18 protein-coding genes and 2 pseudogenes are annotated in these 23320 nt (G+C 59.8%); 12 read left to right on the top strand and 8 right to left on the bottom strand.

Annotation, left to right across the window (positions count from 1 at the left end):
* A pseudogene (locus BLR85_RS16420) lies at nt 1-253 on the bottom strand (IS110 family RNA-guided transposase); the annotation flags it as partial.
* Between the two features lie 454 nt (nt 254-707).
* On the opposite strand from BLR85_RS16420, the gene BLR85_RS16415 reads away from it, so the two are divergent.
* Nucleotides 708-1787 (top strand): alpha/beta hydrolase, encoded by a 1080-nt coding sequence (locus tag BLR85_RS16415; RefSeq protein ID WP_170844604.1) that lies wholly within the window; start codon nt 708-710, stop codon nt 1785-1787.
* A gap of 217 nt (nt 1788-2004) precedes the next feature.
* Here the strand turns inward: BLR85_RS16415 and BLR85_RS16410 are convergent, their stop codons facing one another.
* The 6 genes from BLR85_RS16410 to BLR85_RS16385 form a co-directional block, all read right to left on the bottom strand.
* On the bottom strand, nt 2005-2832 hold the full coding sequence (locus BLR85_RS16410; RefSeq protein ID WP_093158444.1) for an N-acyl homoserine lactonase family protein: 828 nt from the start codon (nt 2830-2832) through the stop codon (nt 2005-2007).
* A gap of 241 nt (nt 2833-3073) precedes the next feature.
* The gene (locus BLR85_RS16405) at nt 3074-3940 is read right to left on the bottom strand and encodes an amidohydrolase family protein (protein ID WP_093158441.1); all 867 of its coding nucleotides are present in this window, start codon (nt 3938-3940) and stop codon (nt 3074-3076) included.
* A gap of 49 nt (nt 3941-3989) precedes the next feature.
* Nucleotides 3990-4853 carry an HpcH/HpaI aldolase family protein gene (locus BLR85_RS16400; RefSeq protein ID WP_093158438.1) on the bottom strand — a complete coding sequence of 288 codons (864 nt, stop codon included), beginning with the start codon at nt 4851-4853 and terminating at the stop codon, nt 3990-3992.
* Between the two features lie 39 nt (nt 4854-4892).
* On the bottom strand, nt 4893-5921 hold the full coding sequence (locus tag BLR85_RS16395) for an amidohydrolase family protein (protein ID WP_093158435.1): 1029 nt from the start codon (nt 5919-5921) through the stop codon (nt 4893-4895).
* 55 nt (nt 5922-5976) lie between these two features.
* A complete protein-coding gene (locus BLR85_RS16390; RefSeq protein WP_093158432.1) occupies nt 5977-6876 on the bottom strand; it encodes a substrate-binding domain-containing protein in 900 nt (299 codons plus the stop codon).
* A 211-nt stretch (nt 6877-7087) separates the two neighbouring features.
* Entirely contained in the window at nt 7088-8122 is a 1035-nt protein-coding gene (locus tag BLR85_RS16385; RefSeq protein WP_093158429.1) for a Bug family tripartite tricarboxylate transporter substrate binding protein, read from the bottom strand.
* Between the two features lie 683 nt (nt 8123-8805).
* Between BLR85_RS16385 and BLR85_RS30495 the strand changes: the two are divergent.
* From BLR85_RS30495 to BLR85_RS16365, 5 genes and pseudogenes are all read left to right on the top strand, one after another.
* Nucleotides 8806-9585: pseudogene (locus BLR85_RS30495) on the top strand (MmgE/PrpD family protein); the annotation flags it as partial.
* Between the two features lie 39 nt (nt 9586-9624).
* Nucleotides 9625-10299, top strand: coding sequence for an MmgE/PrpD family protein (locus tag BLR85_RS30490; RefSeq protein ID WP_425284488.1), 675 nt, complete (start codon nt 9625-9627; stop codon nt 10297-10299).
* A 128-nt stretch (nt 10300-10427) separates the two neighbouring features.
* Entirely contained in the window at nt 10428-12458 is a 2031-nt protein-coding gene (locus tag BLR85_RS16375) for a tripartite tricarboxylate transporter permease (RefSeq protein ID WP_093158422.1), read from the top strand.
* 252 nt (nt 12459-12710) lie between these two features.
* Nucleotides 12711-13697 (top strand): ABC transporter substrate-binding protein, encoded by a 987-nt coding sequence (locus tag BLR85_RS16370; protein ID WP_093158450.1) that lies wholly within the window; start codon nt 12711-12713, stop codon nt 13695-13697.
* A gap of 107 nt (nt 13698-13804) precedes the next feature.
* Nucleotides 13805-15070 (top strand): MFS transporter, encoded by a 1266-nt coding sequence (locus BLR85_RS16365; RefSeq protein ID WP_093158419.1) that lies wholly within the window; start codon nt 13805-13807, stop codon nt 15068-15070.
* Nucleotides 15071-15072: 2 nt separating this feature from the next.
* On the opposite strand, the gene BLR85_RS16360 is transcribed toward BLR85_RS16365, so the two are convergent.
* Complete coding sequence (locus BLR85_RS16360) at nt 15073-16584, bottom strand: LysR substrate-binding domain-containing protein (protein ID WP_139188427.1); 1512 nt, start codon at nt 16582-16584, stop codon at nt 15073-15075.
* Here BLR85_RS16360 and BLR85_RS16355 point away from each other — a divergent pair.
* The 6 genes from BLR85_RS16355 (at nt 16528) to BLR85_RS16330 (ending at nt 23299) form a co-directional block, all read left to right on the top strand.
* Complete coding sequence (locus BLR85_RS16355; protein WP_093158411.1) at nt 16528-17520, top strand: PhnD/SsuA/transferrin family substrate-binding protein; 993 nt, start codon at nt 16528-16530, stop codon at nt 17518-17520. The two genes, BLR85_RS16360 and BLR85_RS16355, sit on opposite strands and share 57 nt — an antisense overlap.
* 147 nt (nt 17521-17667) lie before the next feature.
* Nucleotides 17668-18579 carry a substrate-binding domain-containing protein gene (locus tag BLR85_RS16350; RefSeq protein WP_093158407.1) on the top strand — a complete coding sequence of 304 codons (912 nt, stop codon included), beginning with the start codon at nt 17668-17670 and terminating at the stop codon, nt 18577-18579.
* A 692-nt stretch (nt 18580-19271) separates the two neighbouring features.
* Nucleotides 19272-20015, top strand: coding sequence for an outer membrane beta-barrel protein (locus BLR85_RS16345; protein WP_170844602.1), 744 nt, complete (start codon nt 19272-19274; stop codon nt 20013-20015).
* An 8-nt stretch (nt 20016-20023) separates the two neighbouring features.
* The gene (locus tag BLR85_RS16340; RefSeq protein ID WP_093158397.1) at nt 20024-20548 is read left to right on the top strand and encodes a hypothetical protein; all 525 of its coding nucleotides are present in this window, start codon (nt 20024-20026) and stop codon (nt 20546-20548) included.
* 334 nt (nt 20549-20882) lie between these two features.
* Nucleotides 20883-21185, top strand: a complete 303-nt coding sequence (locus BLR85_RS16335) for a hypothetical protein (protein ID WP_093158392.1) — start codon at nt 20883-20885, stop codon at nt 21183-21185.
* Between the two features lie 104 nt (nt 21186-21289).
* Entirely contained in the window at nt 21290-23299 is a 2010-nt protein-coding gene (locus tag BLR85_RS16330) for an alkyl/aryl-sulfatase (RefSeq protein ID WP_093158387.1), read from the top strand.
* The last annotated feature ends 21 nt before the right edge of the window (nt 23300-23320 follow it).

Genomic DNA, 23320 nt, shown 5'->3' with positions numbered 1-23320 from the left:
GCTTCACGAACGGGCGCACATATTGCGGTGCGATCAGCCTTACCTCGTGGTCAAACGCCTCCATTTCACGCGCCCAATAATGAGCGCTCCCACAGGCTTCAAAGATGACCAGGCTTGGCTCTTGCTGCGCCATGAACGCACAAAATTGCTTTCGGCTCAGTTTCTTACGGTACTGCACCTCTCCAGTTCGCGACGCTACGTGGACCTGGAAAACACTCTTTGCCAGATCGACTCCAACCATCATATCCTTCATCTCGCCGTCCTCCTCTACGCGTGGCGTTCAACACCACAATCTTGGCACATTGCGATGCCGTCTGGGGAGGGCGGCAACCATCCCATCTCGCCGAGCAGCGAAAGATAGGCGCGGCGTAAGGGCGTAAGGGCAAAGCGGTCCTCCACGCAAAGACGCGTTCTCACTGGTCAGACACCCCTCGCCCTTGCCAAGGCGCGTTTTCATCGGTCTGAACAGCCCCTTAACAAGTCGCAGAACGCCATGCTACGCGTTGGGCACGCATATCCGGACACGACGTGGATGTTTTTCCACGATAAATGAAGAGGGGCAGCATGCGATTCTTGCGAAGGCGACTGCAGCTGCCAACCTCTTGGTCAAGAAAATGGAAGTCGGGCAAATGATGGGGCAGAAGGAGAAGCGCCGACGAGATGACAGCATGGGCCAACCGAGGTTCGTTCTCACTCGGAGAGCGGCGATGGCGACTTTGCTGGCGGGAACGGCAGCCGCATGTTCTGCGCCGAGACATCTGATCGCTGTGGGACCTGATACGCAAGGCCCAGGGACGGACGGGGCGATCCGCTCGCACAGGATCTTTATCGCAACGACGCGAGCGCCATCGTCGGAATCGGGGGTCTTTTTCTCGGGGCAGCGCAGCGGGAAGCTAAGTTTTGCGAGCGTAGATGTTCAGATCCCGCCGAACCATGTCGCGGGGCAAGTGGAACGACCGCGCAGCCTGCCACCTGATCCCGACAGGCACTTCGTCATATCGAATCCGCAGACCTTCGACGGCAAAGGCCTGCTCTCGGAGGCAGAGGCAGTCGTGAGTAAGATGCCGCGCGACGAACGGAAGCTGTTGATCTGGGTGCATGGGTTCAATTCGACCTTGAGCGATGCTGTCATGGTTCTTGCACAGTTCGTCGAGGATACCGGGTTTGATGGCGTTCCGCTGCTGTTTTCCTGGGCATCCGCCGGGCGCCTGACGAGTTATGTCTACGACATCAACAGTGCCCTGATCGCTCGGGACGCGATTTCCGACGTTGCAAAGACACTGGGGCGGTCGTCGTTCGGCTCCATAGACATCGTGGCCCATTCCATGGGGAACTTTCTCGCCATGGAAGCGATCCGGGGCGGGAGCCAGCAAAACATCTACGATTCCAGCGGCAAGCTCGCGAACGTCATTCTGGCAGCGCCTGACATCGACTACGAATTGTTCGCCGCACAGGTCAGCTCCATACCGCCGGAGAAGCGCCGGTTCTTCGTTCTCATTTCCGATGATGACGAGGCACTTCGCCTGTCAAGTTTTCTCGCTCGCCGGCCCAGGGTCGGCAACGTCGGTGCGGATCGTCTGACGCAACTGGGCGTAAATGTCATCGATCTGAGCCAGGTAAAGGATACGAGCTCTATCCATCACTCGAAATTCACCGATGCGCCTGAAGTGGTGCAGCTGCTCGGGGCGCGCATTTTGGCCGGGGATAGCCATACCACGAAAGACCCTTCGTTGCTGGGCCAGGGATTTATCGTTGGAACCGGTGGTGTCCTTCAGCTCATCGAATGAGCGGAAATCGCAGAGAACCCTTTTCGGCGATCAGGCGCGGCAGATACCATCGCAGCTTGTGGGATGCAGCTTGCCCCGATCCATCTGACGGTCGTTTTGTTGACCTTGATGACCAATAATGGGGACGCGGCCTCGGACCAGGCCGCGCGGCGGGGTTCACAAATACAACGCTATTTTCGACGGCTGGTTCGAATTCGCCTGGCCGCTCCAACGTCGATCATACGATCTGGACAACACGGTAGCCCTCGACTTCCGCAACAACGGGCCGCCCCTTCCATCGATCGACATCGTGGAGGATGACCAACCGGGACTGATCGCCGTCGATCGCGTCATTTAGCCGGTCGATGGATTTCAGCTGATCCCAGACGGTGCCCGTCGCGTTGTTCAGCGGTACATAGACGCCGTTATTGTCATGACCGGTAAGTTGCCGGCGCGTGTAGATGCAATCGCCCGAAATAACGTGCGCGCCTTTTTCGGTGTCGATGATAACGATTTGCTGCCCCGCCGTATGCCCGGCCGCCAGACGGACATGGATGCCGGGCAGGATGTGATCTCGATCGCCGTCGATCAGCGTTACGCGATGCTGGATCGACGCATTGAGCGCCGCACGCAGCGTGTCTGGATCGATAATCCGCGTGAGATGGCTGAAGCGCCGCGGAAGCGCAATCGCCTCGTACCAGGTCAGCAGTTCCGTCTTCTGGATATGGATATGCGCGTCCGGGAACTCGCCGATCGCCCCCATGTGGTCGAAATGCGCATGAGTGACGACAATATCTGTGATGTCCTCGGGGCGGACATCCATCTCGGCCAACATCCGAAGCGGCGAGATCCATTGTTTGACCTGGAACTTCCGCGGGAATTCTTCCTCGGAGCCGGTCTTCATGAAACCCGCATCGACGAGAATCCGCCGGTCGCCCTTCGTCGCGAGTACGAACGAATATGGCAGGTCGACCATTCCGTCTTTCTCCATCCCCTTCACCAGACCTACCCAAGGTTCGTGGGAATAGGCATATTCGAGGACAAATACGCTCCAGTTGTTGGTCATTTTTTCTCCTTTTCAGGGCTTGGCAAGCCGTTTCCCTTTACCTGCTCTGGGTCGGATCTCGAGCGCGACAAGAAGCCCAAACGACAAAATCCTCGATCAAGGGGCTGCCCTGAAAACTCGGGCCATCTCTTTGGTCTTGAGAGAGGGTTCGATTTTCGTCGGTGAGAAGCTGCACGTAGCCGAGCAAAAAGGACCAGCAGACCGACCACTACCGTTGCCTTATCCCTGATGCTTGAGAATTTCAGTCTGCCGCCGCTTTTTCGGAGGCTAACGCCGGGTACAGCTTCAGCGCAGTCTTGCCGAGGATCCATTCCTGATCGACATCCGACAATGCCGACAGTCCATCACGCGCGATTGCAACCAGTTCCGGCAGGTTGCCCTTGGCCGCCGGGAAATTCGACCCCCACGCGATCCGGTTGGCACCGAATTCCGAGACCAGCCTGCCGAAGACCGACTCCGACGTCGCCTTTCCGTCTTTGGCCTGTACGAAGTTCTTGGTCGCTACTTTCAGGTGCAGGTTGGCATATTGGGCCAGCCGCCACAGCGGTTCCGCCGCGGCGAAGGGCGTCCCGTCGGTGAAGTCGGTCTTCCCGAGGTGATCGAGGACAAAAGAGACCTGCGGGAAGGCTTTCAGGATGGTTTCCAGTTGATCGAACTCGTGGTTGGTGGGGTTCATCGCGACGGAAATCTGCTTCTCACCCGCGAGCTCATAGCAGGGAAAGATCCTGGGATCGTCCAAGGCCAGCCAGGGCTCCTTGAACGTGCTCCCGCGGGTGAAAATCCGCATGCCGGTCATGCCCTGATCGTACCATTTCAGCATGGCTTCGGTGGCATCGGGTTCGAGCACGTTGACCGAGAAGACGCCGGTAAACCTGTCCGGATAGGTGGCCACAGCGTCGGCTGCATATTCGCAGTTGAACCCATACGTCGTCGAGGAATGCACAATGGCGGCCTTGTCCACACCGGCGGCATCCATGCTCTCGATCATCTTCTCAACCGTGACCGAGCGCTTTGCCGACCACTCGGAGCGCTTGCCTGCCAGCGGAGTGATCGGGTAGCGGTCGGTATCCTCGGAGATTATGTGCGGGTGGATATCTACGACGGTCATCTTTCGTTCCTTGCTTGATACCGTTTGTCGGGGCGCGCGCGAAGGGCGGCTAAAGACGCCCTGACAACGCGAGTCCCTTTTCAAGGGCCGGATAGGTTGTGGTCGGTTTCGCCATCAGGAAAGTAAAACCTTCCTCAAGCACCGCTTCGACGTTTTTCGGGCCGACATGCGGGTGGCCGACGGTGACCTTGTGCTTCTTGCAGGTCGCCACGACATGTCCCATCGCCTCGCGAACGATCGGATGTTCGAATTCGCGCGGATGACCGAGTTCCTGGCTCAGGTCGCCTTCTCCGATCAGGACGACACCGATGCCGTCCACCGTCCCGAGGATTTCGTCCAGGTTATCGACCCCTTCGCAATCCTCGATCATCAGGATCACCAGGATTTCCCCTTGCGGGGCGAGGGGCCAGACGTCGGCGCGGGCGTAATACTCGGCCTGGCTGAGCCCCCAGTAGCGCATGGCCCGGGCCGGCCCGTCGCCCCGCACGCCCACGGGTTCGTAAATCGGCGCGTCCTTCGGTCTCGGATACCGGCAGGATGCCACTGCGTTATAGGCTTGTTCGGCCGTGCTGATATGCGGCCAGACGACCCCGTAAGCGCCGATGTCCAACACCTGCTTGGCGAGGAACTGGTTCATTTCACTGCCATTCGGGGGGATGCGAACGATGGGGGTCACGGCGGGCGCGATGGAGCCCGACCTTGCGATCTGTGCGCGGTTCAGCATGAATTGAAAACTGTCGCGCAGACTGGCTATGTCATAAGCGTTGTGCTCCATCTCGAATACGACGCCGTCGTACCGGGTGCCGGCGAAAGACAGCGCGGTCGCGGGATCCGGGGTCGCGAAGGAGGTGAAGGCGGGAAGGTTCTGCTCGAGGGCGCGAATGACGCCGTTGAGGCGGGGAATGGTTTCCATGAGGTTTGCTCGCTTTGTGGAGTCTTCGGCTAGAGTGCCTCAGAGACCCCTGCTTTTGAGAATCTTGTCGAGGCGTGGATAGACGGCGCGGGCGTTCTTCTCGAAAACCATCTCCTTGTCCTCTTTCGAGAGCCACGGGGAACCATCGACAAAAGTCTTCGTGTCGTCGAACGGTCGCCCTGTCAGGGGATCCTTGCCCTTGATGGCACCGATCATTTCCGAGCCGAAAAGCACGTTCTTCACGGGGATAACCTCGGTCAGAAGCGAAACTCCGGGCTGGTGATAAACGCAGGTGTCAAAAAACACGTTGTCCAGAAGAAGTTCCTCGAGGGGCGGCAGACCCCGGTCATGCGCCAGGCCGCGGAAACGCCCCCAGTGATACGGGACCGCGCCGCCGCCGTGCGGGATAACGAACTTCAACGTCGGGAAATCCTTGAACAGGTCCGACAGCAGAAACTGCATGAAGGCGGTCGTATCGCCGGCGAGGTAGTGGGCGCCTGTACCGTGGAAGTTCGGGTTGCAGGACGCCGCCACATGGATCATCGCGGGCACGTCGAGTTCCACCAGCTTCTCATAGAGCGGATACCACCACCGGTCGGTCAAGGGCGGGTCGGTCCAATAGGCACCGGTCGGATCGGGGTTCAGGTTGCAGCCAACAAAGCCCAGCTCTTCAACGCAGCGTTCCAGTTCGGGGATGCAATTCGCGGGCGGTACGCCGGGCGACTGTGGCAGCTGGCAAACACCAATGAAACTGTCGGGATAGAGGCCGCACACTCGATGGATCATGTCATTGCAATGCTCCGACCAATGCTGGCTGGTCGTGGCATTGCCGACGTGGTGTGCCATCTTCCCTGCGCCTGGCGAGAACAGTGCCATGTCGATCCCGCAATCGCGCTGCTGCTTGAGCTGTTTGCCTTCCAAGGACTCCCGGATCTCATCGTCGGAGATGTCGATCGTGCCCTTTGCGGGAACGCTTGTGGGGTTGTCGAGGGCTTCAACCTGCTTCTGTCGCCAACTCCGCTGGGCCTGCGGCGCGGTTGTATAATGTCCATGACAGTCGATAATCATTGATTCCGCTCACTCTTTCCACGTTCCAGGGCGGCGCGGTGCTGGAAGGCTCCGCTCACCGATGCAGGATTTCGGCCGCTTCGGCGAAGAGCTCGTCGACCGAAAATTTCTTGGAAACAACGCCTTGCTGGTAGGCGTAGAGGCTCACCAGTTCGAGCGCCGTCCAGTCGCCTTCGAACCCGACCGGAAATGGGCCCGGGGCCGTCCTGTTCGCCTCGGCGAGCATGTCGAAGACGGCGCGTACCGCGTCCGGGTTGGTGTCGCAAAGCTCCTTTGACACCACGAACATGTGGTTGATCGGGGTCACGTTGTTCCGGGCGACCCAGTCCTTGTCAGCCTGATCGGGGTCGGCGATGACGGTCTTCAGCCTTGAGTCCTTGGGCATGTTGCCGCCCAGCATGCCAGCGTCCAGTTCGCCCGCGAGCAGCATGTCGGCCACTTTCGTGCCTTCGGGGGCCCGGACACAGTTCTCGGGGTCGGTATGTTCCGCCAGATGTCCGTCTTCGAACGTGATCCAGGTGACCTTGCCCAGGTCCACGCCGTAGTCGTTCTGAAGGATGCCCCGGACCCAGACTCCGGTGGTCTGGGAATAGGTCCGGACGCCCACGCGCTTGCCTTCCAGGGTCTCCGGCGTCACCACGCCGCGTTCGGTGTTGTAGGCGATATTCTTGTGCTGCAATCGTCCGGCAACCACGAAAGGCAGAAGGACAAGCGGCTTGCCGAAACTCTTGGCCTGAAGGTAGGTCACGATTGCCAGTTCGCCGCAATCATAGGCCATCTCGCGGACCATTGGCTTGAACCGCTTGCTCGCCTCCGCGATGTCATCAAAGTCCAGTTCCACCAGATCGGAGGTGATGGACCCGTCCTTGAGGGGAGGCGTCCAGGCCCGGTCCTGAAGCAGGGTTTTCAGCTTGAGCTTGGTGGTCGCAGAGGCGCTGCTCGATCCATCAGACATCTTGGTTTCCATCCTGATCGTTCTTGGTCGCGTTACCCCGAATCCGGGATCTGGGGTTGGCAGGAGCCGCCATGGCAGGCCGAAAGAGGGCCGTGGGATGTGGCCTTTGGCGGCATCCCGGTTTTATTTGATGATCGCCAGCGCAACTCGCCGGATGGCCGAACCGTTCACGTCCAGCGACGCGATTGGTTCGGCCTGGGACGGCAAGTGGTTACTCCGCCTTCAGGATCTCGCGGACGTTTGCGAGGACATTTTCCGGAGTTGCATAGAGTGTTTCGATGATCGCCTCGACCTCTTCGCCCGAGATCGGGTCGACTTCGGAATTCACTTTCTTCATGTGCTCAAGGAACGCCGGATCCGTCATCGTCTCGTCGAAAGCCTTGCGCAGCGCTTCCAGCCGGTCGGCAGGCACACCCTTGGGCGCGGCCAACGGGCGACCGGACTCGAAGGGCAGGATGAAGAAATCGACCACTGCCTTGGCTTCGGGATCCTTCACGTAGGTCGAGAAGTTCGGCACGTCGGGGAACGCCGGGTGGTTCGTCCAGCCCGCCTGCATCAGAACGACGATTTCGCCGCGCTTGATCATTTCGGCCTCGTTGCCGGCGATGAACCCGTTCACCGCACCGAACTTGCCGTGTACCTCGCCACGTTCCATCGCGATGACGGCTTCCTCGCTGCCTTCGTAGCCGTGGACAATGTCGAACTTGGTCCCGAGATACTTGTTCATCATGGCGGGAACCGTGCGGTTCTCGTTGGTGAAACCTGTCGCTCCGAGGATCATCGTCTTGGTGAACATGTCCTCCGGTGCCGTCACCGGCGAATCCTTGGAGGCGGCCAGTAGGTATTTTTCCTTGTTGAGGCTTCCGATCCACCGGACTTCGCGCGGGTCGAACTTGTCGTGCGCTTCCTCCAACAGGGGACGATACAGGTTGTTTCGCTGCAGAAGCGCGATCACCGTTCCGTCTTCGTGCTCGTTCTTCTGGAGTTGGGCTGCCGCAACTAGGCCGCCGGCGCCCTTCTTGTTGACCGGGATGACCTCAGGGTTGCCCGGAATGTGATTTCCGTAAAATTGCGCGAACTGGCGTGCAAAGAAGTCGCTGCCGCCGCCGGGAGAGGCGCTGACGATCAAGGTCAGCCGCTTTCCCTTGTAGAAATCTTCGACCGGATCCGCCGTCGCGGACCCCAGCCACGTCAGGGACGAGCAGACCGTCAAGCCGATCAGCACCGCAGTTTTTCCGAATTTCATTGAAACCTCCCAAGTTTGCTTCTGTTTCCCGGAACCGCGATCCTTTCTTCCGGACCCGACCGGGGCGCGACCACTTCCAATCAAACCTTCGCACCAACCTCTCATTCGTCGGTATCGAGCGCCGGGTCTTGCGCGGCTTTCGCCCTCTCTCCATCGCGACCCGATGCCCGCTCCGCTTTGCCGAGCGGCCAGCACGCAAGGAGATGGACCTCCCAGAACCGAAATGGCCCTTCTTGCCATCAGCCCTTTCGAGTTTTTTCGCCACCGACTGTGTCGTGCCGTGTACGACTTTCGCGTCCATTCCCGGCATCACGCAAGTTAACCTGATGCAAATTTTATGGATGAGGGCGGCAATTCGATACACGTCATCAGCATGCTGCGGCGCGGCAAGGAAGTGTTTGCCTGGTCGTTCAGCAAGATGTTCACCGCTCATAAATCCCCTTCAATAATCTGTTATTAAATGAATTATTATGCTGATCGTAAAATGGCCGCTGGCCACTCCCTGGTGGTGGCTCGTCGAAATATGGAGTATTCCTTTGCTCCGCCGAGAGCGATCGACGCGGGACCTCCTCCCGAAAATCCTCCTCCTGCCCATTGCGTATGTGACAAAATAGTTATGGCCTCGCCCTCGAAATCAATTTGCCCGTTCCCGGATTTTCGATCCACCATCGGTCGAAGGATGGATGCGAGGCAATCCGGACAGCACCCTGAACCCAGGAGGGCCCCGCTGCCCGTCATTCCGAGGAGGAGTTGTGAACAATTTAGTCGACCCAAAGGGCGTGGATGGAACTGCGCCAATCCGCGAACTCGCAAGATGGACACTGGAGGATCAATCGGCCTGGACTACCCCGCTGATTGTCAAGCAGACCAAACTGCTGATCCTTGATTCCATCGCTTGCGCAATCGCTGCGCTCGATGTCCAGACACCAAGCCGTGTTGCCACGATGCTCGACACCTTGGGGGGAAACCCGATGTGCTCGATCGTTGGCAAGCCGGAGAAGACGTCGATCCTCTCTGCGGTGCTGATGAACGGCGCCCTTGTTCGGTCGCTGGACTTCAACGACGTCCAGTTCTTCCTGAAGGAAGGCAAGCTCAGCGTCGCCGGCCATTGCAGCGACAATATTCCCGCCGCGTTGGCTTCGGCCGAGCATCTTGGGGTTTCGGGTCTGAAGACCATTGAGGCCATTGCCATGGGCTACGAAATGTTCGGACGTCTTCGGAACCTGATGCCGTTCAGTTCAGCTTGGGACGGCACGAGCGTTTCCGGCATGATCGCAGCGGCGATGTATGGCAGGCTTGCCGGTTTCGATCTGGAACGACAGGCAAACGCCCTGGCGCTCGCCGCGATCCGTTGTGCGACACCATCGGTCGTGCGTTGGGGCAAGCTGTCCGGCGCCAAGAACCTGGCCAACGCCTTCATTGCACAGAGCGGTGTGCAGGCAGCATTGTTGGCGGAACTTGGCATTACCGGTCCGCAAGAGGTACTGGAACACCGCGGGGGGATGCATCAGGTATTCGATCCCGATCTCGGCTTCGAAAACCTGTGGACACCTGTGACGGACCCGCATTTCGTCATGACATCCTGCATAAAGCCTTATGCCTGCATCGGAACGGCCCAGACGACCATTGCAGCGGCACTTGCGCTTCATCCGAAGGTCAAGGACCGGGTCGACCGCATTGCGAGGATCCAGATCATCATGGCCGACCTCCCGATGATCCGCAAACAGCAGGGCGAGATCTACCGTCAGTTTCCCAAGACCCGGGAAGCCGCCGATCACAGTTTCACCTTCCTTCCGGCCGTCGCCATGGCCGAAGGCGCGATGACCGACGCGCAGTTCCGCGACCGTCGTTGGGAGCACGCGGACATGACCCGGTTGATCGATGTCACGGAATTGAGCGTTGATCCCGATCTCGCCGCACGCGCTCCCGGAAGCATGCCGAGCCGCATTGTGGTGTCCTTCGACGACGGTAGAACGGTCGAGCAGGAATGCCTGTTCCATCCCGGTCATTCCTTCCCCGACAAGGGGCTCGACGAGGAGGTCGTCAACGAGAAATTCGAGGAAATTGCACGTTTTCGCATGGATGAGAACCTCATCCTTCGGATCCAAGATGCAGTGATGGGCTTCGAAGCCAGCGACGCAAACGCGCTTATGCATCCGCTTCGCGAGATCGGGTGAAGCAGTCCGTCTGAGCGGAAAGGCCGCCTGAACGGTCGGCTCTTCCGGTCGGGACGGCAAATAAAACGGGCGTTCGTTCAAACCTTCGCACAACAAGAAGGTGACAGCGCGCCAGGAGGAGACCCGGAATGGAATTTCTAGACATTCCCTACATGCTTGATTCCGCGTGGACGGCGCTTGGGATCGTTCTTGACCCAAGTCGTCTTGTGTTCCTGTGGTTCGGCGTCATTGTCGGCCTGTTGATCGGGCTGCTGCCTGGCATCGGCGGGTTGACCGGCTTCGCCATCCTCGTTCCGTTCACCTACACGATGGATCCTTATGCAGCGTTTGCGATGCTGCTGGGCATGCATTCGGTGACGACGACGTCCGATACCATCCCTGCGGTTCTGTTCGGGGTGCCGGGGACAGCGGCGTCACAGGCGACCATTCTGGACGGCCACGCCATGGCAAAGAACGGCGAGGCGGGGCGTGCCCTGTCCGCGGCCTTCACGGCATCTTTGCTCGGTGGCCTGATGGGAGCGTTGCTGCTTGGACTTACCATTCCGGTAGTTCGTCCATTCGTGCTCGCCTTCGGCACACCCGAACTGCTTTGCATCATGATCTTTGGCATCGCTATGGTCGCAGCGCTATCGGGAAGCGCTCCGCTGCGCGGGATTACGGCGGCCTGTTTCGGAGTGTTGGTCAGCATGATCGGTACCGACTCGCAGACCGGCGAATTGCGGTGGACCTTCGGACAGCTCTACCTGTGGGACGGCGTTCCTATGTTGCCGGTACTTCTCGGCGTGTTCGCGCTGCCTGAACTTTGCGACCTTGCCATCAAGCGTGCCTCGATCACGGACGACGTGAAATTCAGCGCGCGCGAAGGCATGCTTCAGGGGGTGAAGGATACTTTCCGAAACTGGTTTCTGGTCATTCGATGCAGCATGCTTGGCTCCATGCTCGGACTCGTTCCCGGCATTACCGGGTCGGTCATCGACTGGTTTGCCTACGGGCACGCCATTCGTACGGAGAAGGGGGCCTCGGAGACCTTCGGCACGGGCGACGTGCGCGGCGTAATTGCACCGGAATCGTCCAACAACGCCAAGGAGGGCGGCAGCCTGGTGACGATGATCGCCTTCGGCGTGCCACACGGAGCAGCCTTCGCGATCCTGATGGGGGCGTTGATGATCCACGGTTTCATCCCGGGACCGGACATGCTGGCAAGGAACCTCGACGTTACCTACTCCATGGTCTGGAGCATCGCGGTCGCCAACATACTCGGGGCTGGCATCTGTTTCCTGCTCAGTGGTCAGTTCGCAAAGATTTCCATGCTTCGCTACACGCTGGTGCTGCCGTTGATCATGGTCATCATCTATGTTGGCGCATACCAGGGGTCCCGGAGCTGGGGAGACCTGTTGGTTCTGTTATTCTTCGGTGTGCTCGGTTGGGTGATGAAGCGCCTGAAATGGCCGCGTCCGCCGCTCATTCTGGGCCTCATCCTCGGCGTGATGATCGAACGCTACATGGCGATTTCGGTTATGCGCTACGATGCCGCCTGGCTGCTGCGCCCCGGGGTGATCGTTCTTTTGTCCCTGTCCCTGCTGACCATCGCCCGGCCTTTCATTCGGGAGTTGCGCAGCCAGGGAGTGAAGACCGTGCTTCCGCAAGGCATGCCCAGGTTTCACGCTTCGGACATTCTCTACATCGTCTTCATCGTGATCGGCGCGTACATGCTGATCGCCGCGCAGGGCTGGCCACTCGCCGCGCGAATTGGCCCGACCGCAGTTGCCTCGACATTGCTGGTCGCCGCTTCGATCAGCCTTATGTCGAGCATCTTTTCGGGGGAACAGGCCAAGGAAGGCGGCAATGTTCAGAACGGTGGCATGCATATGGACCTCGTTTCGAATGACGAGCACCTGACGCAGAAGACGATCTTGCTGCGGGCCGCAATGTTCTTCGGATGGTTCCTGGCGTTCCTGTTGCTGCTGTCGATCATCGGCCTGCTGCCCACGATCCCGGTCATCATCATCGCCTACATGCGGCTGGAAGGGCGGGAATCCTGGCTCCTGAGCACGGTCTACGCGCTGGCGGTCTTGGCGTTGATCTATGGCGTTTTCGACCACGTGCTTCATGTTGATTGGCCAAGGCCGATCATCGGAGAGATGCTGTTTGGCAAATGAATCCTCAACGGAGCCATGACGGTGCGAAAGCAGGAGAAAGAAGCAAATGGTGCGCGTTCTTTCTTCCCCGGGCAGACTTGCGACACCGATGGGTGAGCGATGGAAGCCCTTGAAACTTATGGACTGTCCCGGTGATCCGATATTTCTTCCGGGGCCGCGAAGGAAAAAAGAAATCAGGTCGATCCCGACAGCGGCGCAAGCGTGCCGGGGCGGCATTCGCTCGAAAACATGACTTGGAAGGAACCTCAACTCATGGCGGAAAACGTTACTCTTTCCGTTTCGCTCCGCACTTCCGGCCAAACGGCCGCGCTCAAGAGCGGCGAAATCACCATTCCGGGCGTGACACTGCACTTCGTGGAGGTGGAACCGCAGGTCGCTGCCTTCCGGCGCATGGTTCGCTCGGTGGAATTCGATGTCTGCGAGTTGGCCGCAACGACCTACATGGTTGCGCGCGGGCACGGATCGCCGTTCAAGGCGTTGCCGGTCTTTCTCAATCGCCGGTTTCACCATCACGGATTGCTGGTCCGGCCGGATTCCGGGATCAACGAACCAAAGGACCTCGAAGGCAAGAAGGTCGGCGTTCGTGCCTATTCGGTGACGACCGGCGTCTGGACGCGAGGCATCCTTCAGAATGAATACGGCGTCGATCTCGGCAAGGTGACCTGGATGGTCGACGATGAAGAGCATGTCGCGCAACTTCAGCTGCCCGAAAACGTCCTCCATGTTCCAGAGGGGCGGTCGCTGGCGGGGATGATGGCCGCCGGTGAGATCGAGGCCGGGCTGCAGGGCAATGCCGGCATCGGGCGCGAGGGCCCGCCGACCGAGAACTGGTCGGCGAAAGCGACCCTTTCGACCGACGACTACCGTGAACTCATTCCCGATGCGTCGGCTCGCGAGGCCGAGTGGTTCGCCCGGACTGGCATCTATCCATTCCATCCGACGATCGTCATCAAGGATGAAGTCGTCGCCGCTCATCCCGAAGTGCCACGGCTTCTCTACGAAGCGATGGCCGAGTCCAAGAAACGCTATCTCGAAAAGCTGAACAATGGCGAGGCGACGGCGAAGGCCGATAACAATCTGCGCAAAATGGCCGAAATCGTGGGTCCGGACCCGGTTCCCTACGGGCTTGAGGCAAATATGCCGTCGATCGAGGCGCTGATGACCTATGCCGTTCAGCAGAAGCTGATGCCGTCTCCGATGGAGGTGGGCGAACTGTTCCACGACCCGGAGAACATCTAGGTCGCAGATCTGCGGCGCGTGGCTCGGGGTGTCGCCTCGTGCCTCGCTCCTCCTTGCCGCGGGACAATCGAACATCCTTGCGGTCGAAATGGCGAAGAGGTTGCGGAATGGCCACGGCATTGCCCGGCGAGAACGATCTGACAATTCCGAAACCGAAGTCGCCCTTGCTCGAACGGGATGTCCTTCTGTATCTGGTCGCGCGGTTCCTCTGGGTCCTGTCGAACCAGATGAGCACCGTGGCAGTCGGCTGGCTCGTCTATGACGTGACCAACAGTGCCATGGCGTTGGGGCTGGTCGGTCTGGCGGCGTTCGCGCCCAAGCTGTTTCTGGTTTTCGTGTCGGGCATTGTCGCGGACCGCTTTCAGAGAAACCTGATCCTGGCCGGGTGCCTGGCGATCAATGGCGCGGTCAGTGTGGGGCTTTTGTTCACCGTCATTTCGCCTCCCGTCCAGATGAGCATCGTATACACATTGCTGATCATACTGGGCGTCGCCAAGAGCTTCGCCGTTCCTGCAGCGCAGGCCCTGGTGGCGAGCCTCGTGCCGCGCCAGCATTTCAGCCGGGTTGTGGGGTTGGCATCGTCGGTCACGAAATTTGCCGCCATCACCGGCCCCGCACTGGGCGGGCTGCTCTATCTTGGTGGCTCCTGGGTTCCCTTCGCCTGCACCGCGACAGGTTTCCTCGTCGCCGCAGTAATGAACTTCATGATCCGCCGTCAGCCACTGGAGCGCTCAAAGGAGCCGGTCAGGCTGTCAGACGCATTTGCCGGACTGGTGTTCGTGTGGCAGCAGAAACCCATTCTGGGAGCGATCTCGCTCGACCTCTTCTCGGTCCTGTTCGGCGGCGCCACTGCCCTCATGCCGATCATTGCCCGCGATGTTCTGCATGTCGGCCCCCTGGGCCTGGGCGTCCTTCAATCCGCCCCGGCGGTTGGCGCGATGGTCGTTGGTCTGACATTGGCCTACGTTCCCATACAGCGCCACGCGGGGCGCAAGCTGTTCATTGCGACCGCGATCTTCGGCTTGGCAACAATCGGCCTGGGTCTGTCGAGCTACGTCTACTTGACCCTTCTGTTCCTTCTGCTGATCGGTGCCTCTGACGTGGTCAGCGTCGTGATCCGCCATACGCTGGTACAGGGCGATACGCCCGATGCGATGCGCGGTCGCGTGTCCGCCGTGAATTCCCTGTTCATCGGCGCATCCAATGAACTGGGGGAGTTCGAGTCGGGAGCGACAGCCGCTCTGTTTGGTCTTGTCCCGGCGATCGTTCTTGGCGGGGCAGGGACTATCGCCGTGGCGGGATTGTGGGCATTCCTGTTTCCGCAATTGCGACAGCGGGACTACCTGGTCGAACCCGGCGAAAATGGTGCCTGATGTCAGATCGTGCGCGCGATATCGCGCAGAAGATCCAGGAATTCGGTTTGGTATGGGGTTCTTAGCTGATCCAGAAGCCGTGTCGTGCCGATAATGCGTTCCTTCCCCGTCGCGCGCGGTAGAGCCAGGGGAATGCCGACGAGGCCTTCGGCGCCACTTTCCGCGAGCATCTCGACCCGGGTCAGGATCGACGCCCGATCGCTTTGCCGCAGAATGGTCCGGATATGACGTGTCGAACTGGTTTCGATGTCGACCGTGGGCAATTCGGACAGGTTGGAAAACGCTTTCTCGAAGGCCCGCCGCCTGGGGGTGTCACCCTTCGGCAGGATCCATCGGCATTCGGCCAACGCCTCCTTCGAAACATCTGTCTTGTCGGCCAACGGATGCGTTTTGCGCACGGCGACCACGTAGGGGTCCGCCAATAGGTATTCCTCCACAACGTCACTTTCCGGCGCCGGGTTGCGCAGCATGCCGATAATGAAGTCGATCGATGCTGACCTCAGCATCCCCAGCAGGACATCGTAATGTCCTTCAACCAGTTCGAAGCGGACGTCGGGGTGCCTCCTGCAAAACTCGCTGACCGCGTGCCCGGTGATCGAGGTGCCGCCAAGAGGCAGCACACCGAGCGAGATGCGACTGCGGGCATGGCCGCGCGAGGCGTCGATTTCCTCGCAGGCAAGCGAGATTTCGCGACGGGCAAGCTTGAATCGGCGTGCCAGTTCCCGCCCCGCAAGGCTGCATGTCATGCTGGTGGCAGTACGCCGAAATAGGGCAGGGGATTTCAGAGTGCCCTGAAGGTCGCGGGCCGAACGCGAGAGGGTCGTCTCGGAAAGGTTGATGGCCTGTGCTGCCTGGGCGAAGGATTCAGCTTCGGAAATCGCGATGAGGCAGCGGATCTGTGGTTCGGAAATCAGGTTCAGCAGAACCGCCAGGTTCTTCCCGTAGTCCCGTTTTCCGAAGTCTCGCAACCCCCGCTCGATTTGTGCGTAGTATCGTCTAACGCGCTTCTCGAAGATCAGCCCGTCGGCGGTGAGGAATGTTCCCTGATTGCGCCTGTCGAATAGCCGCGCCCCGATCTGGCTCTCGATATTCGCAATTGCCTGCGTCACCGCTGGTTGCGACAAATGCACCTCGCTCGCGGCTCCGGTAATGCTTCCGAGCCTGGATACAGCCTCAAAAATCCTTAGGTTTCGTAAAGTTGGGAGATCGCTCCGGATAGAGTGCGAGCTTTGCGGCGTTCCCTGCACAAATTCTTCTCCCCGTATCATCGGTTGTTTTGGGCAACCGAGCGGCCTCCGAACCGCTTCGTGCAATTCATCCGATGAAAAAAAGACTAGCAAGAAACTTATGGAGTTGGAACCTAATTCGATTTGGTGGGCGCTGCCCTCAAGCCATAGATTAAGCCACCGTGACTCAATTCGGCATCGTCCCCGCGGCTCAGGAGGTGGAGGAGAAACATGGCCGGCTCCAGCCTCGCGATGGAACTGAAGACTGCTCTCGGCGATCTTCAGCACGTGGCCGCCCTCCGGCGAGGCGAAATCGGCATCCCCGGTGTCCAGCTGAAATTCGTCGACGTTCGGCCCCAGGTTGCTGCCGTTCGCAGGATGGTGCGGAACGTCGAGTACGACATTTGTCAAATGGCGCCGGTAACCTACATGATCGCGCGATGTCATGGCGCGCCGTACATAGCGCTGCCGGTGTTTCTTACCCGTCAGTTTCATCATTCGGGTCTGTTGTGCCGCGAAGATTCCGGAATCCGCATTCCGAAGGATCTCGAGGGACGGAAAGTCGGTATTCGGGCCTATTCGGCGACCAGCGGGGTCTGGGGACGCAGCATCCTCGTCAACGAGTTCGGTCTTGATGCCTCGAAGGTCAATTGGGTAGTTGACGACGAGGAACATGAGCCACGTCTGCGCCTGCCATCGAACGTCGTCCATGCCCCTCCGGGATATTCACTGGCGAGCATGATGGCGCATGGGGACATTTCCGCCGGATTTGTCGGAACGGCGGGAATCGGTCGGGAGGGGCCGCCGGAACTCGGCTGGGAAACAAAACCGCGGGCCAAGGCTCCGCCGTATCGACCGCTGTTCAGGGAGGCCGCCACCCTTGAGGCCGAGTGGTATCGCCGGACCGGAATCTATCCCATGCACGGCGTCGTGGTAGTCCGACATCAGATCCTTGCGGAACATCCCTGGTTGGCCGGTGAACTGTACGCGGCCTTCACCGAGGCCAAGAGTCGTTATGTCGACCTTCTCGCAGACGGCTTCGCCCAGACCGCGGATGACCGAAGGTACCGCGAATTCATGACCTTCGCGGAGGGTGATCCGCTGCCCTATGGAAGCGCCGCCAACCGGGTTTCGATCGCGGCGCTGATGCGGGCCGTCTTCGAGCAGCAACTGGTTCCGCGGCAACTTCGGATGGAGGAACTGTTCGTGGAACTCGACACATAGGAAGCGTGGACGGCGGGATCCTCCCGGACATCAACCAGGACGATCTCCCGTCGCCGCGCACCGGGTCTTGAATCGACGGAATTGCTCCGCCGAACCGCCCGCATGCGGCGCCCGGAAAAGAAAACATGGAAACGGAGGAACCGTCGCATGGCCACTGAGAACACCGGCTCGGGTCGCATTACTCTCAAGACCAACATCGATATCCATCCCGTCACGCGGGCGCTTCGGGACGGCAAGATTCATTCTTCGCTGGTCGATTTCGGCTATGCCGATCTGAACCCCGCACACAAAGGATTCAAGGCCATGGTGCGGGAGCAGGCGTTCGACCTCAGCGAAATGGCGATCATGACCTATCTGCAGGCGAAGGCTTTCGGCAAACCACTGGTGTTGCTTCCTGCCGTCGTCATGAGCCGATTTCAGCACCACAACATCATCTACAATTCGCAATTTGGAGAAATTGGCCCGGCAGACCTCCACGGGCGCCGCGTCGCGATCCGCTCCTACTCCCAAACAACCGGAGTTTGGGTTCGTGGTATTCTCGCGCAGGATTACGGTGTCGACCTCGATCAGGTGACATGGGTCTGTTTCGACGATGGGCATCTGGCCGAGTACGCTGATCCCGGTTTCGTAGAAAGAGGACCGGCCGGCAAGGGGCCTGTATCCATGCTCATCTCGGGCGAGGTCGACGCGGCGATCCTGGGCGCGGACCTTCCCAAGGATGAACGATTGCGCCCCCTGATCCCGGACCCACATGACGCGGCGCGGGATTGGCACGGACGGCATGGAATCGTGCCTGTCAACCATATGCTCGCAGTGACTGAGGAACTGGCGAGGTCGAGGCCCGATGTCGTGAAGGAGGTCTTCAGGCTGTTTTCGGAGAGCAAGCGGGCCGCGTCCGAAATGGCCGAAGATGACATCGACTTCACCCCCATTGGCGTTGAAGCCAACCGAAAGGGGCTCGAACTGGCACTCGAATACGCGGTTCAGCAGAAGATCATCCCCCGTGTGTTCGATGTGGAAGAGCTCTTCGACAGCTTGACGATCGAACTTGGCGCATAAGGCCAAAAATTGGCGCTGTCAGAAAGACGCGGTTTGCTTTGAGTACGAGCGGTGGTTTGGATGTTACGTGCGGCGGTTAGAATTTTTCCGACAAACGAGTAGGTCGTTTGATGGAACGTGAAGACCTGCGTTCGCTTGCCTATTTCACGCGGGAATGTCGTGGACATGTTCTATGACCACGCGATCGATGATTGTAAGTTCGTGATGCAAGCCGCTCAATACAATGGAAAAGGATAACGTTCGACCCCGGTCACGTCCGCTCCGCCACTTGCCCCTGAATAACGGTTCTCGCGATCCGGCTACGGCCGGAAATCTCCGTTTTTGAAAACGAGCGTTAAGGAGGAGGGGCTGGGTGCCGCCCCCGCACCCAGAACGGCCGGAAGCAGTCTCTCAGGGCTGCTATTCTCCTGACCTCATGCTAACCAAGGTCGCGCGTTTCAGACACGTTGAACAGCCATTCGGCGCGTTGCTCTGAGCCGCGTCCAAAACGGTCGCGAAGACCGAGAACAATGCGGTGGGGGCATAACCAACATGCGCGGATCTTCGACCGGAGACGGCTGAGGGTGCTCTGCGGCGCAATTTCCACTTTTCTGACCAGATTGCTGCGTTTGCAGCAGTCGCCTCAAAGGCTCCGTGCTGAAGTCTCACTCAACGGACACACCACTCGATCCATTGAGCGAAGGAGAAGGATCATGAAGAAGCGCGCTCTGGCATTGATGCTGGCCTGTTGTGCGGTGCCTGTGCAGGCACAGCAATCGGAGTGGCGCTACACCGGTTCGGCTTTCGGTTGGTTCACCGGGCTCAGTAGCAGCGTCGAGACCCGCCTCGGTACGGTCGAGATCGAGCTCGATTTCGGCGACGTCTGGGACAAACTCGATTTCGCGTTCTTTGGGAGCTTCGAAGCGCGGAACGGACGGTGGGCGTTGGTCACGGACCTTGTCTACGCTGATCTCGGCTCGGAAATCGGCACACCCTTCGGCGTTGCCTTTCGTCGGGCAGAGGTGGATGCGCGACTGACGCTCATAAGCGCCTATGCAGCCTACGCGATTGTCGATACCGCCGACTTCCGGTTGGAGGTGGGGCCGGGCTTTCGTTACAACGACGCCAGCATTGACGTCCGGCTCGTGGGCAATACCCTGCGCTCGCGCAACTTCTCGCTTGGAGACACATGGATCGATCCGCTGGTTGGCGCGCGCATACGGTTCGCAATCGACGAGAACTGGTTTGCCAACGCCTTCGTGGATATGGGCGGATTCGGCTTCCAAGATGCCTCCGACAAGACATGGCAGGGCTATGCCGGGCTCGGTTATCGCTTCAACGAGACCTGGTCCGTGCAGGTCGGCTATCGATCGCTGACCATCGAGCGGGAGTTCAGTGGCCGTAACGTCACGCTCGACCTCGCCGGTCCGATGCTCGGTGTGCAGGCATCGTTCTGAAGTCCGCCATGCGTTATCGGACAAGCTGCCGCAACGTTTGCCAGATCATTCTCTTCGGGTTGATTTGCTTTACGCTATCGGTGCTGCCGGGTTCCGCGCAGGGGCTCGATGGGCCGGTCGAGATACCCCTCATTCGCACGGATGGAGCCGGTGAGACCGTCGCCTCCTTTGCGGAACTGCGCGATGCGCTTGAGGCTGCAGTCGCCGCACACGCCGCGATGCCAAGCCGAGCGGGCGTGGTCCAGATCAACCTCCTGCTCGCCGACCTGCGCAGCCTGATTGACCTCGACGGCGTTCCCGCAGCCGCCCGGCAGCGCGTCGGCAACGCCACGGCGCTTGCGCTCATTGCCGTGCACCTTTCGTTGCCCGGGTTTGCTGGCCAGTTGATGCCGTTTTCCCAGATGCCCGAAATCGTTGCCTACACAGTGACGCTTCTCAGCTTTGCTGCATTGGCATGGCTGTTCTGGGCGGCAGTCCAATCGGTCGTGGCGTTGCGCAGTACCCCCGGCCCGGATGCTCCGACCGGACGCTGATCTCGATCCCCAACGCCCGCTTCGCCGACATGGAACTGATCAAATGGGCGGCGTGTGACATGATGCTGATCCACCGCACCCTGCGCCTGCGGTTGGAGACCTCGAGCGATCAGCTTCGATATGTCCTCGCCGAGATACGCAAGATGCTCCACGCGCATCCACGGATTGCGATGCCACGATTAGGATTCGCTATCTGGGCACGGCAGACGCGGGCAGGGAGGTCGACCTGCGCTACTATGTCAAGACACGCGAGTGGAACGAGTTCTTTGCGATCCGAGAGGATACGCTACTTAGGGTCGGCGACATCGTCGAGCAGGCAGGCGCAAGATATGCTGTGCCCGCGCAGGTTCTTCACGTTGCGCGTGACGGAGGCGGCATCGACCCTGATCGGAAGGCGGCGTCGGAGGCGACGGTCGCCGCCTGGCGGGCAGAGGGTTCGCTGCCGTTCCCGGAATTCGCGCCAGAGGCGTTGGCGGGTCTCGACGACACGCTCGACTATCCCCCGCTGGGCTCCCCCGACGCGGGGACAGCGGGGCACTACCTTGCCGCCACGCCCCAGACCCTGTCGCAGGGGCCCGGGCCAGAGCCGCGCGGAAAACCGGCCGAAGGCCATTCGGGGAAAACTCCGGCAGATTGAACCATCCGTCGCATTTCGCGTAGTGAGACGCGGTTAGGATGCGGTTTGAAGGGTCGTTTGAATGTCCGGCCGTTTGCGTCTCAGCATGAAGGGAAGTCCCGACGATGCGTTCTGTTACCACTCCAAGCGAGCATTTCCATCGCAAGGGCAAGCTGCCTACGAAGCACACCCGCGCCGTTCTGGAGGCCGCACGCAACGCGCTGCCGTTTCACGACATCCGCGATTTCGAGGAATGCGACCGTGGCCTGATCGCGCGGATGCAGGACAACCAGATCAAGGCCGATGCCGGCCATGATGCCTGGGACATGGGGAAATTCGATTTCATTGATGCGGCCGACAGTTACGACAGCATCCATCCGTCCCTCCTGCGGCAGGCCAAACTGAACCAGAATTACGGGCTCTACGAGGTGATCCCGGGCATCTACCAGATCCGGGGTTTCGACCTGTCGCAGATGACCTTTATACGCGGGAAGACGGGCTGGATCGTTTTTGACGTCCTGATTTCGGCCGAGACCGCACGGGCTGGGCTGAAACTGTTCAGAGAGCATGTCGGGGGCGATCTTCCGATCGCGGCGGTTGTCTATTCCCATAACCATGTCGATCACTGGGGCGGGATCAAAGGCATTGTCAGTGAAGAGGACGTGCGGGCCGGCAAGGTCGAGATCATCGCGCCCGAAGGCTTCATGGACAACACCGTGGCCGAGAATGTCTATGCCGGCAACGCCATGAACCGGAGGGCATTTTTCCAATACGGCATCCTGCTGCCCGTAGATCCGTATGGCTTTGTCACCCAGGGCCTCGGGCAGGGCACGTCGCGCGGCGCAGTCACACTCATCGCCCCGACCCGGATTGTCAGCGAAGCATACGAGGAATTCGAGGTCGACGGTGTTCCAATGGTGTTCCAGAACACGCCAGACACCGAAGCACCGTCAGAGATGAACACCTGGATCCCGTCGATGAAAGCGCTCTGGATGGCGGAGAACGTCACCCATTGCCTGCACAACATCTACACCCTGCGCGGCGCACCCGTGCGTGATGCACTCAAATGGTCGAAATACATCGCCGAGGCGCTTTGCCGTTTTGGCGGCGAGGCCGAGGTGATGTTTGCCGCGCATCACTGGCCCCGCTGGGGCAACGCGCGTATCCAGGAGGTCCTGCGGGCGCAGCGGGACATTTATGCCAACTTGCACAACCAGGTGCTGCACCACGCCAACCAGGGCGTGACGATCAACCAGATCCATAACGTGTATGAGGTGCCCGAAGCGCTCCAGCAGCACTGGCATGTGCGCGGCTATCATGGCTCGCCCGAACACAACGCACGGGGCGTGATCCAACGCTATCTTGGTTATTGGGACTGCAATCCGGCGACGCTAATTCCGCCTTCGCCGGAAGACTCCGCCCCGATCTATGTTCGCATCATGGGGGGCGCGGCCACAATCCTTCCCGAGGCGGAACAACTCTACGCTGCCGGTGACTTCCAGATGGCGATCGAGATCCTGAACAAGCTCGTCCTCGCCGAACCGGAGAACCAGCAGGCGCGGGACCTGATGGCCGATGCCTTGGAACAGGTCGGTTATCAGCAGGAGAATCCGGGTCTGCGGAACAGCTTTCTCGCTGGCGCCTTCGAACTGCGCTCGGGTATCCCATCCGGCGCGATCCCCAAGACATCCAGCGCGGACGTGATGCGCGCCATGTCGACCGAATTGTTCCTGAATTTCCTCGGCATTCGGCTCGACAGCACCAAGGCGGCCGGCCATCGCTACACAATGAACCTGCGCACTCCGGACACGGGCGAACAGTTCATCGTGGAATTGGAGAACGCGACGCTCACAAATATCAAGGGCTATCAGGCCGAGAATGCCGACCTGACGCTGACAATCCCACGGGCGGCACTCGATGAAACGCTCATCGGGGCCAAACCATTGGAGGCGCAGATCGCAGATGGCACGGCCACGTTCGAGGGCGATTCCGCGATCCTCAAGACGCTCGCGGGCATGATGGTCGATTTTACGCCGACCTTCGAGGTGTTTCCCGGCGCGCCGGTCGCCCAGCCCGCTCCGGTGGATCATGATCCGTTCGACACCGGGGAGATGAAGGATGTCGTGCCGGAATAAGCCGACACCAAAAGGCTGCAT

Origin of the sequence: Aliiruegeria lutimaris, assembly GCF_900099935.1 — a bacterium.
Classification (GTDB): Bacteria; Pseudomonadota; Alphaproteobacteria; order Rhodobacterales; family Rhodobacteraceae; genus Tropicimonas; species Tropicimonas lutimaris.
This window is presented reverse-complemented; position numbering and strand designations above follow the sequence as displayed.

Bases quoted from the DNA above. Each gene is read 5' to 3' on its own strand.
- BLR85_RS16415 (WP_170844604.1), top strand. From the start codon at position 708: ATGGCGACTTTGCTGGCGGGAACGGCAGCCGCATGTTCTGCGCCGAGA.
- BLR85_RS16410 (WP_093158444.1), bottom strand. From the start codon at position 2,832: ATGACCAACAACTGGAGCGTATTTGTCCTCGAATATGCCTATTCCCAC.
- BLR85_RS16405 (WP_093158441.1), bottom strand. From the start codon at position 3,940: ATGACCGTCGTAGATATCCACCCGCACATAATCTCCGAGGATACCGAC.
- BLR85_RS16400 (WP_093158438.1), bottom strand. From the start codon at position 4,853: ATGGAAACCATTCCCCGCCTCAACGGCGTCATTCGCGCCCTCGAGCAG.
- BLR85_RS16395 (WP_093158435.1), bottom strand. From the start codon at position 5,921: ATGATTATCGACTGTCATGGACATTATACAACCGCGCCGCAGGCCCAG.
- BLR85_RS16390 (WP_093158432.1), bottom strand. From the start codon at position 6,876: ATGTCTGATGGATCGAGCAGCGCCTCTGCGACCACCAAGCTCAAGCTG.
- BLR85_RS16385 (WP_093158429.1), bottom strand. From the start codon at position 8,122: ATGAAATTCGGAAAAACTGCGGTGCTGATCGGCTTGACGGTCTGCTCG.
- BLR85_RS30490 (WP_425284488.1), top strand. From the start codon at position 9,625: ATGCATCAGGTATTCGATCCCGATCTCGGCTTCGAAAACCTGTGGACA.
- BLR85_RS16375 (WP_093158422.1), top strand. From the start codon at position 10,428: ATGGAATTTCTAGACATTCCCTACATGCTTGATTCCGCGTGGACGGCG.
- BLR85_RS16370 (WP_093158450.1), top strand. From the start codon at position 12,711: ATGGCGGAAAACGTTACTCTTTCCGTTTCGCTCCGCACTTCCGGCCAA.
- BLR85_RS16365 (WP_093158419.1), top strand. From the start codon at position 13,805: ATGGCCACGGCATTGCCCGGCGAGAACGATCTGACAATTCCGAAACCG.
- BLR85_RS16355 (WP_093158411.1), top strand. From the start codon at position 16,528: ATGGCCGGCTCCAGCCTCGCGATGGAACTGAAGACTGCTCTCGGCGAT.
- BLR85_RS16350 (WP_093158407.1), top strand. From the start codon at position 17,668: ATGGCCACTGAGAACACCGGCTCGGGTCGCATTACTCTCAAGACCAAC.
- BLR85_RS16345 (WP_170844602.1), top strand. From the start codon at position 19,272: ATGAAGAAGCGCGCTCTGGCATTGATGCTGGCCTGTTGTGCGGTGCCT.
- BLR85_RS16340 (WP_093158397.1), top strand. From the start codon at position 20,024: ATGCGTTATCGGACAAGCTGCCGCAACGTTTGCCAGATCATTCTCTTC.
- BLR85_RS16330 (WP_093158387.1), top strand. From the start codon at position 21,290: ATGCGTTCTGTTACCACTCCAAGCGAGCATTTCCATCGCAAGGGCAAG.